We start from the raw sequence: 15225 nt of genomic DNA, 5'->3' as shown, positions 1-15225 counted from the left end.
ATAGAAAGGTCTGGACCACCGGTCAATAGGTCTGGACCACCCCGCGTGGAACGCGGCTCAGACGCCCAACTCCTGAGCCAGCACCGCGGCTTGCACCCGGCTCCGCAGCCCCAGCTTCCCCAGCAGCCTGCTGACATGGGTTTTCACGGTCGCCTCGGCCATGTCGAGCCGCTCGGCGATGCCCGCGTTGGACAGTCCCTCGCCGAGGCAGGCCAGCACCTCGCGCTCCCGCCGGGTCAGCTGGTCGAGCACGGCCGGATCGGCCGCGGGCTCCCGGACGGGCTTCGCCGCGAACTCCGCGATCAGCCGCCGCGTCACCGCCGGGGCGATCAGACCCTCCCCGCGCGCGACCGTCCGCACCGCCTCCAGCAGGTCCGCCGCCTCGGTGTTCTTCAGCAGGAAGCCGGACGCGCCCGCGCGCAGCGCGCCGAACACGTACTCGTCGAGGTCGAAGGTGGTCAGCACCAGTACGTCGGCGAGCCGCTCCGCGACGACCTGCCGGGTCGCCGACACCCCGTCCAGGCGCGGCATCTGCACGTCCATCAGCACCAGGTCCGGCCGCAGCTCCCGGGCCAGCGCCACCGCCTGCTCGCCGTCCGCCGCCTCGCCGACCACCTCGATGTCGGGCGCGCTGCGCAGGATGAGGACCAGACCGGCGCGGACGGCGGACTGGTCCTCGGCGACCAGGACGCGGATCATGCGGTGTCTCCTTCGACGGTGTCGTGGACGGGGAGGGTGGCGCGTACGGCCCAGATCTTTCCGTCGGGAGAGTCCTCGGGTCCGGCCGCGAAGGTGCCGTCCAGCAGGGCGACGCGCTCCCGCATGCCCACCAGACCGGCTCCGGAGCCGGGGGCGCGCGGGCCGTCCCGGTCACCGTAGGGGCTGGTCACGGTGACGGCCAGCGAACCGTCCTGCCGGGCGAGCGTGATGCCGACCCGCCCCGGGGCGGCGTGCTTGAGGGTGTTGGTCAGCGACTCCTGCACGATCCGGTAGGCGGCGAGCTCGACGGGCGCGGGCACCTCGCCGTGGCCGGCGTCCAGGGTGACGTCGAGACCGTTGGCGCGGGCGCCCTCCACCAGCGCGGCGAGGCCGTCGAGCGTCGGAGCCGCGGCCGGTTCCAGATCACCGCTGGAGTCGCGCAGGATGCCGATCAGCCGCCGCATCTCCGAGAGCCCCGCCACGCTGTTCTCTCGGATGACCACCAGCGCCTCCTGGGAGGTCTTCGGATCGTCGAGGGAGAGGGCGGCGGTGGAGTGGATGGCGATCGCGGACAGGTGGTTGGCGACCATGTCGTGCAGTTCGCGGGCCATCCGGGCGCGTTCGGCGGTGACGGCCTGAGTGCGGTCCATCTCGGCGAGCAGCGCGGTCTGTTCGGCACGCAGCCGGGCCGCCTCGGCGGCGTCGCGGTGGTTGCGGACGATCAGGCCGGTCGCCGCGGGCGCGAAGGCCACGACACCGGTGACGACACCGATCAGCAGCGCCTCGGGCACTCGCCAGACCGCGAAGGGCACCACGCTCCCCGCCACCGACAGCAGCCCGGTGATCCGCGGGATGCGGTGGGCCGAGGCGGGCGGGCCGTACAGGACGGCCGCGTACATGAGGTCGGTGTACATCAGGACCGTGACCAGGTTCCCCTGGGTGACGACATCCAGGACGATCGCGGCCGTGCCGATCAGCAGGGCGGTGCGCGGGGCGGTTCGGCGCAGCAGCTCACAGCCCGCCATGACGATGAGCGGCAGCAGCACCGGCCAGCGGCCCGGCAGCAGGACGTACGGCTCGGTGTGCGGGCGGGTGGCCAGGCCGAGGCCCCACAGCAGCAGTCCGCCGAGCAGGCTGCCCGTCGCGATGTGGACGTCGAAGCGGTGCGGGCGGGGGAGCGGTACGGCCATGGCACCATCCAACACGGCCGCCGTGCCCCGCGCCTGATCCCCGCGTAGGGTCCCCGACTGCATCTTTCGATGTACCGCGGGTTCGTCAGTCGCGACGACGATCCGGGCCGCGCCGACCGGGAGCCTGGAAGGGTGACCGAGAGGAGCGAACCGTGATCGTCGCCTTGATCGCCGCCTGCGAGATCGGCTTCTGGGTGCTGCTGGCGGCCGGGCTGTCCGTCCGCTACCTGCTGCGCATGCCGCGCACGGGGCTCGCACTGCTGCTGTGCGAGCCGCTGCTGGAAGTCGTCCTGCTGGTGGCCACCGCGCTGGACCTGAAGAACGGCGCGGAGCCGAACTGGACGCACGGCCTGGCCGCGCTGTACATCGGCTACACCGTCGGGCACGGCCACCGCACCGTGAAGTGGCTCGACGGCCACGCGGCCCACCGGCTGGGCGGCGCCCCGAAGCCGGTCGGCCCACCCCGCTACGGCATGGCCCGGGCGCGCCACGAGGGCAAGGTGTGGCTGGGGACGCTGACGGCGGCCGTCGTCGCGACGGTGCTGCTCCAGCTCGCCATCTGGTACGTGGACGACCCGAGCCGCGTCACCTCCCTGGAGAGCTGGCGCTGGGTGGCCTGGCGCACGGCCGGGATCCACGGCCTGATCGCGCTGAGCTACGCGATCTGGCCGCGGAAGGCTCCCGCCGGGGAGCCGGAGAAGACCTTCGACAAACAGGGGATGCGTCGCTGAGGCCGGCACCTCGGCTCACCGGCCGCCCCGGCCGGTCGCGCAGTTCCCCACGTTCCTTCGGGGGTGCGTCAGCGTTCCCCGCCCGGTACCCACAGCACGTCTCCGACCTCCTTGTTCGCCGTCCTCGCGAGGATGAACAGGAGGTCGGACAGGCGGTTGAGGTAGGTCGCCGTCAGGGGGTTCATCGTCTCGGCGTGGACCTCCAGGGCGGACCACGTCGAGCGCTCGGCCCGGCGTACGACCGTGCAGGCCTGGTGGAGCAGGGCCGCGCCGGGGGTGCCGCCGGGGAGGATGAAGGAGCGGAGCTTGTCCAGCTGTTCGTTGAAGCGGTCGCAGTCCGCCTCCAGCTTGTCGATGTAGAACTGCTCGACCCGCAGGGGCGGGAACTCCGGGTTCTCCACCACCGGCGTCGACAGGTCCGCCCCCACGTCGAACAGGTCGTTCTGGACGCGGGTGAGGACCGTGACGACGTCCTCGTCCAGGCCGCCCAGCGCGATCGCCGTGCCGATCGCCGCGTTCGCCTCGTTGGCGTCGGCGTACGCGGAGATCCGCAGGTCGGTCTTGGCGACCCTGCTCATGTCGCCGAGGGCGGTGGTGCCCTGGTCGCCGGTCCTGGTGTAGATGCGCGTCAGATTGACCATGTGGCCAGCGTAGTTACGCTCAGGCGGTTCGGAACACGCGTGTGCCCACTGTCACGGACAGGGCCGTGAGACCGACGGCCACCAGCACGCCGTAGAGCATGTGTGCCGTGGCGTACGAGCCGACGTAGGCGTCCCGGACCGCGTCCACCAGATAGCGGAACGGCACGAAGTGGGACAGCACGTCCAGCCACTTCGGCCCCAGCGTCATCGGCAGCATCAGGCCGGACAGGAGCATCATCGGCATCGTCATGGCGTTGATCGCCGGACCGAACTCCTGCGGGGTGTGGACCTTCATCGCCAGCGCGTAGGACAGCGCGGCCAGCGACACCGTCAGCAGCGCGACGAACGCGAAGCCGATCAGAACGCCCGCGAGCGGGGCCCGCAGGCCCATCGCGAATGCAGCCAGCACCAGCAGCACCGCCTGGAAGACGAACACGGTCGCCTCCCGCAGGACCCGCCCCAGCAGCAGGGCGAGCCGGCTGACGGGCGTCACCCGCATCCGCTCCACCACTCCCTGACCTTTCTCGATGATGATCGAGAAGCCGGCGAAGGACGCCCCGAACAGTCCGAGTTGCAGCAGCAGCCCGGGCACCAGCACCTGCCACGAGGTGCCCCGCCCGCCCAGCGGCAGATCGGTCAGCAGCGGACCGAAGAACAGCAGGTACAGCAGCGGCATCAGCACGCCGAAGAGCAGGGCGAAGCGCGAGCGCATGGACTGGCGGAGGTAGCGCCCGTAGACGAGCGCGGTGTCGTGCAACAGCATCGTGAGTCCTCTGGCGGCTATACGGCGACGGGGGTCGGGTCGGCCGGCGTGGCGCTGCGGCCGGTGATGGCCAGGAACGTGTCCTGGAGCGAGGCGTCGAGCGAGCCGCCGTGGCGCAGCTTCAGGGCGGCCGGGGTGCCCTCGGCGACGACCACGCCGCGGTCGACGACGACCAGCCGGTCGGAGAGGGCGTCGGCCTCGTCGAGGTAGTGCGTGGTCAGGAACACCGTCGTGCCGTACTCGTCACGCAGCCGGCGCACCAGGTCCCACAGGTCGGCGCGGCTGCCCGGGTCGAGACCGGTCGTCGGTTCGTCCAGGAACAGCACCTTGGGGCGGTGGGTGAGCGCCATCGCGATGTCCAGCCGGCGCCGCTGCCCGCCGGAGAGGGCGCCGCATCTGCGGTCCAGGAGCCCGGTGAGGTCCAGGTCGCGGGCCAGTTCCCCGGCGCGCTCGACGGCCTGCGCCTTGGTCAGCCGGTACAGGCGGCCCTGGGTGACGAGTTCCTCGCGCACGCTGATCTGCGGATCGACCCCGCCCGACTGCGCCACGTAGCCGCAGGCCCGCCGCACCCCGGCCGCGTCGGTGGCCAGGTCGCAGCCCGCCACGGTGGCGGCACCGCCGGTCGGCCCCAGCAGGGTCGTCAGCATCCGCAGGGTCGTCGTCTTGCCGGCCCCGTTCGGGCCGAGGAAGCCGAGGATCTCGCCCTCGCGGACGGTCAGGTCGACGGAGCGCACGGCCTCCACGGGGCCGCTCCTGGTCTGGAAGGTACGGGCCAGTCCGGCCGTACTGATGATGGTCATGGCCCCAGAAAAACAGAGTCTCTTAAAGTTTGCAATGACCCCAAGTTTTGTGAGGCCCCAGAGAAGTAGGATGCGGACATGGCTGAGGGGCTCAGGGAACGGAAGAAGCGCGAGACGAGACAGCGCATCTCGGACATCGCCACCGGGCTGTTCCTGGAGCACGGGTTCGTGACGGTGACGATCGCGGACGTGGCGGAGGCGGCCGACGTCTCCGTGAACACCGTCTACAACTACTTCCCGGCCAAGGAGGACCTCTTCTTCGACCGCTCCCAGGGTGTCGTCGACCGGCTCTCCCGCTGGGTGCGCGGCCGGGACTCGGGGGAGTCGGCCACCCGGGCGGTGCTGCGCGAGCTGCGCGCCGAGGTCGAGGCGGTCTCCCCCCGCATCGGCCTCATCGAGGGCTACGACCGCTTCATGCGCTGCATCGACGAGGCGCCGCCGCTGCGCTCCCGGCTGTGGAGCATGCAGCAGGAGCTCCAGGACAACCTGGAGGCGACCCTGCGCGAGGAGACCCGTGCCCCCGCCGGCGATCCGCTGCCCACACTGATCGCCGGTCAGATCTGCTGGATCCACAGCACGGTTTTCGCCGCGATCGGCCGCGAGATGGTCAAGGGGCGCAACCCGGACGAAGTGTCACGGGAGATGCTCCTCGTTCTCGACGACATCGAGGAGCTGTTGAGCGAGAAGGTGCTCAACTACGCCGTACGAGGCGCCGCGTGACCCGCCTCGGTGTGATGTCCGTCATGTGAGACGTGACGCGCATTACTTCCTGGTCACACAGCCCCTCACGAGCGCTAGTGTCCGCCCGAGAGGCAGACATAAGCAGCGCGTCAGGGGAGTCGCACAGTGGCACGGAAGCTCGCCGTCATCGGAGCCGGCCTCATGGGATCCGGCATCGCCCAGGTGTCCGCGCAGGCGGGCTGGGAGGTGGTCCTGCGCGACGTCACCGACGAGGCGCTGACGCGGGGCACCGACGGCATCAAGGCGTCGTACGACAAGTTCGTCGCCAAGGGCAAGCTGGAGGCGCACGACGCCGACGCCGCCCTGGCCCGCATCACCGCGACCACCGACCTGGACGCCGCGGCCGACGCGGACGTCGTCGTCGAGGCCGTGTTCGAGAAGCTGGAAGTCAAGCACGAGATCTTCCGTGCGCTCGACAAGATCGTGAAGGACGAGGCGATCCTGGCCTCCAACACCTCCGCCATCCCGATCACCAAGATCGCGGCGGCCACGGAGCGCCCGGAGCGGGTCGTCGGTACGCACTTCTTCTCGCCGGTGCCGATGATGCAGCTGTGCGAACTGGTCCGCGGCTACAAGACCAGCGACGAAACCCTCGCCACGGCCCGGGAGTTCGCCGAGTCGGTCGGCAAGACCTGCATCGTCGTCAACCGCGACGTCGCCGGCTTCGTGACGACCCGTCTCATCTGCGCCCTGGTCGTCGAGGCCGCGAAGCTGCAGGAGTCGGGCGTGGCCAGCGCCGAGGACATCGACCTGGCCTGCAAGCTGGGCTTCGGTCACGCCATGGGCCCGCTGGCGACGGCGGACCTGACCGGCGTCGACATCCTGCTGCACGCCACGAACAACATCTACACCGAGTCCCAGGACGAGAAGTTCGCGGCTCCCGAGTCGATGCGCCGGATGGTTGACGCCGGTGACATCGGACGCAAGAGCGGGCAGGGCTTCTACAAGCACTGAAACCGCACATGCCCCGGGAGCATCACACCCCCGGGTGAATTCGGTATCGGTTCGCTTACAAGAAGCAACCTCTGACTCCTCCACACAGTCAGAGGTTGCATCACCCACATCAGAACGCGGAGCACGATTCGCACGCACGGGGAGCGCATATGCACATCAGGGGCGACCACGCCGAGCTGGTCGTCGGGGGCCGCCTCGACGTCCGGAGCGCGGCGGACGCCCGTACGGTCCTGCACTCGGCCGTCGACGACGGAGTCGGCGACCTGGTGCTGGACCTGTCCGAACTGGACTCCTGGGACGCCACCGGACTGGGCGTGATCATGGGGGCCCACCGGCGGGCCGGCCGCTGCGGCCGGCGTCTGGTGCTGCGCGGTGTACCGCCGCAGATGCAGCGCCTGCTGGTGGCCACCCGCCTGCACCGGATCCTGGCGATCGAGGGGGGCATCGGGGTGGAGTCGCTTCCCCGGGTGTGACGCCTCGTACGGGTGTGAGCCGGGCGACCGGGGACACCCGGACGCACGTCGTCGAATCGTGCGACGCGCACAATCCTCACGAGACCGTGACGTTACGGACGGCGCGGTACCCCGGACTGTCGTAGATACTGTGCGAAGGTTTAGGGTTCGGCTGCCCGCTGCCATGACACCCTTCGAGCGGGACCGGACCAGAAGCGACAGCGCGGTGTGCAGCAAGGCCGGGAGGGGCTTTTCCAAGCACACACACGCTTTTGGGGGGCTTGACCTATGGATCCTGACAACCAGGGACCCGAGGAGTACGGCCACGACGGCGACGGCCCGGTGCCGCGCCAGCGCCCTCCCAGGGAATCCCTCACACCCGACTTCGCGCAGCACGCGCCGGCGCTCGCCCGCACCGTGCAGCTCGTCTCCGGCGACTTCCTGCTGACCGTCAACCCCGTCGACGGCAGCGAGATAGAAGTCTGCCCGCCCGCCGAACGGCCCGCGCGGCCGGTCAAGCTGACCGCGGCCGAGCGCGCCGAGGCCGACCGCGCGGCCCGCCCGCCCGTTCCGCCCGGCCCCGCGCGTCCCGCCCTGCCGTTGCTGGCCCGTCAGGACGAACGCGAGCGCCTGGTGCGCCTGCTCGCCCGCGGCCGCTCCACCCGCCTCACCGGCCCGGCCGGCTCCGGCCGCACCCGCCTGCTCGACCTCGTCGCCGAGGACTGCTCCGACCTCGCCCCCGACGGCGTCGTCCGCCTGAACGGCTTCGGCCGCACCTCCGAGGACCTGCTGTACGACCTGTTCCACGCGGTGTACAACGCCCCGCTGCTCCGCCCGGACCGGGACGACGTGCTCACCCACGTCCGTGACATCGGCGCGGTCGTCGTCGTCGACGACCTGGAGTTCGGCGGTGCGGCGCTCGACGAACTGCTGGAGGCGACCCCCGAGTGCGCCTTCCTGCTCGGCGCCACCCCGGACGTGCCCGCTCCCTCCGCGGGCGCCGGCGTCGAGGAGGTCCTCCTCGGCGGGCTGGAGCGCGCGGCCGGGCTCGACCTGCTGGAGCACGCGGTGGGCCGGTCCCTCACCGAGGAGGAGTCCAACTGGGCGGGCGACCTCTGGTTCGAGTCCGAGGGCCTGCCGCTGCGCTTCGTCCAGGCCGGCGCCCTGCTGCGGCAGCGTGACCGGCTGCGCGCCGGCACCGGTGCCGTCGACGAGTTCGGTGTCTTCGAGGACGCGCCCCCGGCCGGCACCGCCGAGACCTACGACCTCGGCGACGACGTGCCGCTGCCCGCGCTCGGCGAGGCCGCCGCGCCTGCGCCGCTGCTCGCCTCCCGGCTGAGCGCCTCCGCCCGCGCCACGCTGCGGTTCGCCGTCGCCCTCGGCGGCGAGGTCCCGCACCAGGCGCATCTGCCCGCCCTGGTCGGTGACACCCACGCGGACGCCGCGCTCGGCGAACTGGCCTCCTGCGGCCTCGTCTCCCCGGTCGGCTCCCGCTACCGCCTCGCGGCGGGCGTACCGGCCCAGCTGGAGGCCGCCGGATACGCCGACGAGGCCGAGGCCGGCGCCCGCAGCGCCGCCCAGCACTACTCCTGGTGGGCCGGGCACCCCTCGGTCACCCCGGAGCGCGTGTGCGCCGAGGCCGACGCGATCCTCGCCGCCCTGGCCGTCCTCGGACCGGCCACCCGCCCGCCCGCCGAGGGCGAGGAGAGCGCGGCCGTGCACCTGGCCCGCACCGCCGCCCCCGCGTTCGCCGCCGGACTGCACTGGAGCGCCTGGGAGCGGGTCCTGCGGGCCGGTGCCGAGGCCGCCCGGCTCGCCGGGGACGTCGCCGAGGAGGCCTATTTCCACCACGAACTCGGCGTCCTCGCCCTGTGCGGGGGACAGCTCGACCGGGCCCGCGCCGAACTGGAGGCCTCCATCGGCCTGCGCGGCGCCCTCGCCGACAAGCGCGGCACCGTCGCCGGCCGCCGCGCCCTCGCCCTGGTCGCCGACCGCTCGGGCACACCGATCGGGCTCGGCCCGACCGCGGGGGAGGAGGTGCCCGACGCCCGCGGCGAGGAGTCGGCGTCCCCGCCCGGCGGTGTCCCGGCGGCCTTCCCCACCCTCCAGCCGCCGACCTCGCCGGCCCTGGTCACCCACCGCAGCTCGCCCGCGCCCTCGCGGGCGGCCCGGGGCGGCCTCAAGGGCCTGGCCCGGCGCAACCTCGTGGCCGCCGGTGCCGGAGCCCTGCTCGTCGCCGTCCTGGGCACGGTGGTGACGCTCGGCGCCACCTCCGGCAACGAGCAGAACCCGCCGTCCGACCAGGTGGGCGTCAACCCGTCCGCCAGCCAGGACGCCGGTGACGGCAGCCTGGGTGCCGATCCGGCGGCGAACGAGGACGACGACGACACCGGCGCGGCGACCAGCCGCCCGACGGACCCGGGCCCGGACGGCACACTCGGCACGTCGGACGACCCGACGCCGACGGCCACCCCGAGCGGTTCGCAGGACCCGAGCGGTTCCGCGTCACCGTCGAAGCCGCCGTCGTCCTCGAAGCCGCCGTCCACGTCCAAGCCGCCCGCGACGTCCAAGCCCCCCGCGACGTCGAAGCCGCCGACGTCCAAGCCCCCGACGTCCCAGCCGCCGACCTCGGAACCGCCCACCTCCGAGCCGCCCACCTCGGAGCCGCCGACGACCAGTCCGTCCACCTCCGACTCGGCCAGCGGCCCGGCGCCGAGCGCTCCCACGAGCACCACGGCGAGCGCGTCGCAGAGCGCCACCGGGACGCCGAGCGGCTCGGAGACGGTGATCTGACACCCGTACAGACAGCAGGGCCGGGTCCGTTCCGCGGACCCGGCCCTGCTCGTCGTCGTACGGGCTGTCAGAACAGCCGCAGCTTGTCGTCCTCGATGCCCCGCAGCGCGTTGTAGTCGAGGACCTGGCAGCCGATGCCGCGGTCCGTGGCGAGGACGCGCGCCTGGGGCTTGATCTCCTGGGCCGCGAAGACGCCGCGCACCGGGGCGAGATGGGGGTCGCGGTTCAGCAGCTCCAGATAGCGGGTGAGCTGCTCCACGCCGTCGATCTCACCGCGCCGCTTGATCTCCACCGCGACGGTCTTGCCGTCGGCGTCCCGGCACAGGATGTCGACCGGCCCGATGGCCGTCGGGTACTCGCGGCGGATCAGCGTGTAGCCCTCGCCGAGTGTCTCGATGCGGTCGGCGAGCAGCTCCTGGAGGTGTGCTTCCACGCCGTCCTTGATCAGGCCGGGGTCGACGCCCAGTTCGTGCGAGGAGTCGTGGAGGACTTCCTCCATCGTGATGATGAGCTTCTCGCCCGCCTTGTTGACGACGGTCCAGACGCCTTCTTCCTCGCCGGTGCCCTCCTTCAGGGTGCACGGCGGCGACATCCAGTTCAGGGGCTTGTAGGCCCGGTCGTCGGCATGGATCGAGACGCTGCCGTCCGCCTTCACCAGGATCAGGCGCGGGGCCGAGGGAAGGTGGGCGGTGAGCCGCCCGGCGTAGTCGACGGAGCAGCGGGCAATGACGAGACGCATGGTCGGCAACGCTACTCGACGGGCAGCTGTCCACGCGATTCGCCCTGGAAAACACGTGTTCGGTAATGGCCGATTGTGTGCATGGTGTGCTCACCGGGAGTGTCTCATCTGCGCATTTTCCTGGTGCCGTCACCGTCCGTTGCTTACCGTAGGAACGGGAGGTCGCGGTGCGTGTACGCAGCGTGTCCGGTGTCGCGAACTCCCTCATCTGTCAGGCAACCCCTGCTCGTTGGGGGTGCGAGAGGAGAACTCATGTCGCTCGACGTCTCACCGGCCCTACTCGAACAGGCCGAGCGAGGCGAGGTCGACGAAGCGGAATTCGTCGACTGCGTCCGGACCTCCCTGCCCTATGCGTGGGAGATGATCAGCTCCCTGGTGGCCCAGCTGAAGGTGGACGGCGGTGCGTTCGCCGACAACCAGACGCCTCCGCCGGACGAGCAGGCACGCGGCCAGCTGCTGCGTGCGCTTGCGAGTGACGCGATACGCGGCGCGCTGCAGCGGCACTTCGGTGTGCGTCTGGCCTTCCAGAACTGCCACCGGGTGGCCGTGTTCCCGCTTGACTCCTCGGTCGACGAGAAGCTGGGTCGTTTCACCTCGGTCCGCAGTCAGGTGCTGAACCAGTCACCTGAGTTCCGGGACTGCTGACGCACCGCTTGCTTGCCGCTCCGTACGCGGGAGGTGCAGTTCTGTACCGGAGCGGCAAGCCCCCAGGAATCCACGGCGCCGTCAGACGAGTTGGGGAAGCACCTCGGCGCCCAGCCGCCGCACGTTCTCCTCGGTCGCCGCCAGATCTCCGGAGCCCTCGACGAGCAGCGCGAAGCGGGAGATGCCCGTCCGCTCGCTGGTCGCCGCCAGCCGGTCCGCGCACAGCCGCGGAGTGCCCACCGGGTGCAGCCCGCAGAGCAGTTCGGTGTACGCCAGCGGGTCCCGCATCCGGCGCGTGCGCCCGTCGACCGTGACATGCGCCTCCAGGCCCTGCTTCAGCCAGCCCGGCATGGCCTTCATCAGCGTCTCCGCCGCGTCGACCCGCCGGTCCGCGATCTGGCAGACACCGGCCGACACATGGGACGCGCCGTGGATCTCCTCCGCCGAGCGTCCGCTCGCCCGCGCGTGCTGCCGCCACAGGGCGACCATCTCGGCCTTCTCCTCGTCCCCCACGTGCATCCCGAGCAGCATCGACAGACCTCGCTCGGCGGCCAGCCGCACACTCGCCGGCGAGGTGCAGGCGACGACGAGCTCGGGCCCCGGCCCTTCCGCCAGGGCCTCCGACGGCCGCGGCACCACCGGGACCGCACGGAAGCGGAAGCGCTCCCCGTCGGCGGCCACGGACGACTCGCGCAGCCACCGCACCAGAAGCTCCAGCGATTCCGGGAACCCCTTCTCGTACGCCTCCAGGCCCGCCCCGAACACCTCCAGGTCGATCCACGGGCCGCCGCGCCCGACACCCAGCGTGAAACGGCCGCCGCTCGTGTGGTGCAGCAGCGCGGCCTGTTCGCCCAGGGCCACGGGGTGGACGGTGGGCAGGACGCTGACCGCCGTCCCGACCCGGATGCGGCGGGTGCGGCCCAGCAGCAAGGCGGCCAGGGTGATGGCCGACGGACACGTGCCGTACGGCACGAAGTGGTGCTCGGCCAGCCAGACCGTGTCGAGCCCGGCCTCCTCGGCCACCTCGGCCGAACGGACCGCCCGGTGCAGCGCCTCCCCCTCGCCCTGACCGGGGAACTGGGCCGCCAACACGAAACTTCCAACGCGCATTGCTTTCCTGCTTCCTTGGCTCCGACACGGAGCTCCCCCACAGCGCATAACCGTCTGACACGTGCCGAGGACACGGCCGGGCGGCGTATTTTGCGGATTGTCTGCAGAATGGGGCGTTCCGCCGGGAGTCCGGGGGAGGGCACCCGGAGAGGGGCCCGCCTCGTCCGCGAGGACTTGTGGCGTATTGGTGCCCTACGCGTACCCCCGTGCGCGCCGCGTAGGCTGGACGCGGCCCCTGCTTCCTGTATAGCCCCGAGAGGTGTCCCGTGTCCCCGCGTCGCAACCGACCCAAGGACGCCGCTTCGTTCGGCCGGAGTGTCGAGGACGACCGCCCAGGCCGCTACGGCGGCTGGCAGTCCTCGGAGAACTGGCGGGGCGAGAACTGGAGCGTGCGGCACGTGGCCGGCGCGAGCGCGCAGGGCAAGTCGTACCGCTGTCCCGGCTGCGACCAGATGATCCCGGACGGGGTGCCGCACGTGGTGGCCTGGTCGGAGCACACGGGCGTCGACGACAGACGGCACTGGCACAAGGCCTGCTGGAACGCGCGGGACCGCCGCACCCCGGGGGTGCAGCGGTCCCGTAACGCGCCGAGGTTCTGAGGGAACTCAGACGTCCCGCTTCTCCAGCAGCGCGAAGGCGCCCGCGAACGCCACGGCCGTGACGCCGAGGATGATCCACAGCGGGTCCCAGCCCGACGGGCCGGATTCGCTCAGGGAGTTGGCGTAGAAGACGCTCAGCTGGTTCGGGATCGAGTACTCGAACAGGGCGTCGCGCACGGACTGCAGCGACTCCGAGAACATGAACAGCGCGATCACCAGCGGGGCCAGCACGGCACCGATCATGATGGTGATGGCGCCCGCCGAGTGCCGGATGATCGAGCCGACGATCAGCGAGAGCAGGCCCAGCAGCGCGATGTAGAGCGCGATGCCGACCGTGCCCTTCAGCCACTCACCGCCGGAGGGGGACTTGGCACCGTCGCCATCCAGCATGGCCACGTGCAGGGAGGCCACGAGCGACGCGGACACGAGCGTCACCACGAAAGCGACCAGGAAGAACACCACTGCCTTTGCCACCAGCACCCGGCCGCGGCTCGGGCACGCGACCATCGTGGTGCGGATCATGCCGGTGCCGTACTCCGAGGCCGTGGTCAGCACGCCCAGCGTGATGATGCACATACTGCCGAGCAGGAGGCCGAAGAAGCCCAGTCCGAGCGGGCTCTGGCCGTCCAGGGCCGGGTCGGAGTTCGCCACCACCACGCCGGTCAGCGTGCCGATGCCGACGACGAGCAGGACGAACACGCCGAGCGTCCACATCGTGGAGCGCACCGACCTGATCTTCGTCCACTCGGAGGCGATGGCGTTCCCGAGGTGGGTGCGCACGACCGGGATCGGCGAGGTGTAGCCCTGGCCGGGGTGGGGGGCGGAACCGGGCGCCGGCTGCCAGGCGGGCGCGGCCTGCGGCATCTGGGACTGGGGGCTGCTCATCGGCCGTCCTCGGGCTTGGTCAGGTCGGAGGTCGGGGCGGCGGCGGGCCGCGCGGGTGCCGAGGTGGCCGGCGGGGCGGCGGGCACCTGCGGCGCGGACGGGGCCGAGCCCTGCGGCGCGGGCGTGGACCCGGCGGTGGCCGCCTGGCCCGCGACGGCCTGCGACACGGGCTGCGGGGCGCCCTGCGGTGCCTGAGGCGCCTCGGGCGCGGGCTGTGCGTACGGGTTGGGTGTTCCCGCGCCGGGGGCGCTCGGGGCGCCCTGGGGCATCCCCGGGGCGCCGTACGGGCCCGCCGGGGCCTGGCCCGGTGCACCCTGCGGCGGAGCGAACGGCCGGTCGCCCTGCTGGGGCGGCGGCGGGGCGTACCAGCCCGCCTGACCCTGCCCGGGCACCGGCATCGGCGGCTGCGCGCCGGGCGGCAGCGGCTGCTGGAGCCCTTCCTTCTGGTCGATCGTCGAGCGGTAGTCGACGGCGCCCTGCGTCATCCGCATGTACGCCTCCTCCAGGGAGGCCTGGTGCGGCGACAGCTCCCACAGCCGAACGCCGTGGTCGTGCGCGATGTCGCTGATGCGCGGCAGGGCCAGCCCCGTCACGCGCAGCGCGCCGTCCTGCTCGGGCAGCACGTGCCCGCCCGACTCGGTCAGCGCGGCCGACAGCTTCTCGCGCTGCTGCGGATCGGTGTCGGGCGTCCGCACCCGCGCGAAGTCCGCGGAGTTCGCCGAGATGAACGCGGTCACGCTCATGTCCGCGAGCAGCTGACCGCGCCCGATGACGATGAGGTGGTCGGCGGTCAGCGCCATCTCGCTCATCAGGTGGGAGGAGACGAAGACCGTGCGGCCCTCCGCCGCCAGTGCCTTCATCAGATTGCGCACCCAGAGGATGCCCTCGGGGTCGAGGCCGTTGACCGGCTCGTCGAACAGCAGCACCTGCGGGTCGCCGAGCAGTGCCGCGGCGATGCCGAGCCGCTGCCCCATGCCGAGGGAGAAGCCCTTGGACCGCCTCTTGGCCACGTCCTGCAGACCGACGACCCCGAGCACCTCGTCCACCCGCCGGGCCGGGATGCCCGACAGCTGGGCCAGGGACAGCAGATGGCTGCGGGCGGACCGGCCGCCGTGCACCGCCTTGGCGTCCAGCAGCGCGCCGACCTGACGGGCGGCGTTGGGCAGCCTGCGGTACGGGTAGCCGCCGATCGTCACATGTCCGGCCGTCGGGTTGTCCAGACCGAGGATCATCCGCATCGTCGTCGACTTGCCCGAACCGTTCGGCCCGAGGAAGCCGGTGACGGCTCCGGGCCGCACCTGGAAGGAAAGGTTGTACACAGCGGTCTTGTCGCCGTAGCGCTTCGTCAGGCCGACTGCTTCGATCATGCTCCGCACCCATCGCAAGGTTCAGGACAGCGGGGCACACGCCCCCGTAAGGGTTAGGAGGATATCGAGGCGCTGACGGTTCCGCCCAAGAGGAGGTAAAAGGTCGGGCCGAGCCT

General features: G+C 71.7%; 16 protein-coding genes. 7 read left to right on the top strand and 9 right to left on the bottom strand.

Going from position 1 to position 15225, the window contains the following annotated elements; all coding sequences use genetic code 11:
* Positions 1 to 57: 57 nt before the first annotated feature.
* Together ACFY9E_RS34645 and ACFY9E_RS34640 are read right to left on the bottom strand one after the other, a co-directional pair.
* On the bottom strand, positions 58 to 699 hold the full coding sequence (locus ACFY9E_RS34645; RefSeq protein WP_390991057.1) for a response regulator: 642 nt from the start codon (positions 697 to 699) through the stop codon (positions 58 to 60).
* The gene (locus ACFY9E_RS34640) at positions 696 to 1889 is read right to left on the bottom strand and encodes a histidine kinase (RefSeq protein WP_390991054.1); all 1194 of its coding nucleotides are present in this window, start codon (positions 1887 to 1889) and stop codon (positions 696 to 698) included. The genes ACFY9E_RS34645 and ACFY9E_RS34640 overlap by 4 nt, the downstream gene beginning before the upstream one ends.
* A 152-nt stretch (positions 1890 to 2041) precedes the next feature.
* Between ACFY9E_RS34640 and ACFY9E_RS34635 the strand changes: the two genes are divergently transcribed.
* On the top strand, positions 2042 to 2620 hold the full coding sequence (locus ACFY9E_RS34635) for a hypothetical protein (protein WP_390991051.1): 579 nt from the start codon (positions 2042 to 2044) through the stop codon (positions 2618 to 2620).
* 68 nt (positions 2621 to 2688) lie between these two features.
* Here ACFY9E_RS34635 and ACFY9E_RS34630 read toward each other — a convergent pair whose 3' ends face one another.
* The 3 genes from ACFY9E_RS34630 to ACFY9E_RS34620 are packed head-to-tail and all read right to left on the bottom strand — an operon-like array spanning position 2689 to position 4824.
* Positions 2689 to 3261 carry a cob(I)yrinic acid a,c-diamide adenosyltransferase gene (locus tag ACFY9E_RS34630; RefSeq protein WP_390991049.1) on the bottom strand — a complete coding sequence of 191 codons (573 nt, stop codon included), beginning with the start codon at positions 3259 to 3261 and terminating at the stop codon, positions 2689 to 2691.
* A gap of 19 nt (positions 3262 to 3280) precedes the next feature.
* The gene (locus tag ACFY9E_RS34625) at positions 3281 to 4024 is read right to left on the bottom strand and encodes an ABC transporter permease (RefSeq protein WP_390991046.1); all 744 of its coding nucleotides are present in this window, start codon (positions 4022 to 4024) and stop codon (positions 3281 to 3283) included.
* 17 nt (positions 4025 to 4041) lie between these two features.
* A complete protein-coding gene (locus ACFY9E_RS34620) occupies positions 4042 to 4824 on the bottom strand; it encodes an ATP-binding cassette domain-containing protein (RefSeq protein ID WP_390991044.1) in 783 nt (260 codons plus the stop codon).
* Positions 4825 to 4902: 78 nt separating this feature from the next.
* Here ACFY9E_RS34620 and ACFY9E_RS34615 point away from each other — a divergent pair, with 78 nt between their 5' ends.
* From ACFY9E_RS34615 to ACFY9E_RS34600, 4 genes are all read left to right on the top strand, one after another.
* Complete coding sequence (locus ACFY9E_RS34615; RefSeq protein ID WP_390991041.1) at positions 4903 to 5544, top strand: TetR family transcriptional regulator; 642 nt, start codon at positions 4903 to 4905, stop codon at positions 5542 to 5544.
* A gap of 126 nt (positions 5545 to 5670) precedes the next feature.
* Positions 5671 to 6519 (top strand): 3-hydroxyacyl-CoA dehydrogenase family protein, encoded by an 849-nt coding sequence (locus tag ACFY9E_RS34610; protein ID WP_363117308.1) that lies wholly within the window; start codon positions 5671 to 5673, stop codon positions 6517 to 6519.
* 149 nt (positions 6520 to 6668) lie between these two features.
* Positions 6669 to 6992 carry an STAS domain-containing protein gene (locus tag ACFY9E_RS34605; protein ID WP_186284954.1) on the top strand — a complete coding sequence of 108 codons (324 nt, stop codon included), beginning with the start codon at positions 6669 to 6671 and terminating at the stop codon, positions 6990 to 6992.
* A gap of 267 nt (positions 6993 to 7259) precedes the next feature.
* A complete protein-coding gene (locus tag ACFY9E_RS34600; protein ID WP_390991038.1) occupies positions 7260 to 9764 on the top strand; it encodes an ATP-binding protein in 2505 nt (834 codons plus the stop codon).
* Positions 9765 to 9831: 67 nt separating this feature from the next.
* On the opposite strand, the gene nucS is transcribed toward ACFY9E_RS34600, so the two are convergent.
* Positions 9832 to 10503, bottom strand: coding sequence for an endonuclease NucS (gene nucS / locus ACFY9E_RS34595; protein WP_031140730.1), 672 nt, complete (start codon positions 10501 to 10503; stop codon positions 9832 to 9834).
* A 252-nt stretch (positions 10504 to 10755) separates the two neighbouring features.
* Here nucS and ACFY9E_RS34590 point away from each other — a divergent pair, with 252 nt between their 5' ends.
* Positions 10756 to 11148 (top strand): SCO5389 family protein, encoded by a 393-nt coding sequence (locus tag ACFY9E_RS34590; protein WP_030246492.1) that lies wholly within the window; start codon positions 10756 to 10758, stop codon positions 11146 to 11148.
* Between the two features lie 81 nt (positions 11149 to 11229).
* On the opposite strand, the gene ACFY9E_RS34585 is transcribed toward ACFY9E_RS34590, so the two are convergent.
* Positions 11230 to 12258 (bottom strand): LLM class flavin-dependent oxidoreductase, encoded by a 1029-nt coding sequence (locus tag ACFY9E_RS34585; RefSeq protein ID WP_390991035.1) that lies wholly within the window; start codon positions 12256 to 12258, stop codon positions 11230 to 11232.
* A gap of 266 nt (positions 12259 to 12524) precedes the next feature.
* On the opposite strand from ACFY9E_RS34585, the gene ACFY9E_RS34580 reads away from it, so the two are divergent.
* Positions 12525 to 12857, top strand: coding sequence for an ATP/GTP-binding protein (locus ACFY9E_RS34580; RefSeq protein WP_390991033.1), 333 nt, complete (start codon positions 12525 to 12527; stop codon positions 12855 to 12857).
* Between the two features lie 6 nt (positions 12858 to 12863).
* Here the strand turns inward: ACFY9E_RS34580 and ACFY9E_RS34575 are convergent, their stop codons facing one another.
* Positions 12864 to 13742, bottom strand: a complete 879-nt coding sequence (locus ACFY9E_RS34575; RefSeq protein ID WP_390991030.1) for an ABC transporter permease — start codon at positions 13740 to 13742, stop codon at positions 12864 to 12866.
* The gene (locus ACFY9E_RS34570; RefSeq protein ID WP_390991028.1) at positions 13739 to 15109 is read right to left on the bottom strand and encodes an ATP-binding cassette domain-containing protein; all 1371 of its coding nucleotides are present in this window, start codon (positions 15107 to 15109) and stop codon (positions 13739 to 13741) included. The genes ACFY9E_RS34575 and ACFY9E_RS34570 overlap by 4 nt, the downstream gene beginning before the upstream one ends.
* Positions 15110 to 15225 lie beyond the last annotated feature (116 nt).

This window comes from Streptomyces sp. NPDC012466, assembly GCF_042955215.1.
In the GTDB taxonomy this organism is placed as follows: Bacteria; Actinomycetota; Actinomycetes; order Streptomycetales; family Streptomycetaceae; genus Streptomyces.
This window is presented reverse-complemented; position numbering and strand designations above follow the sequence as displayed.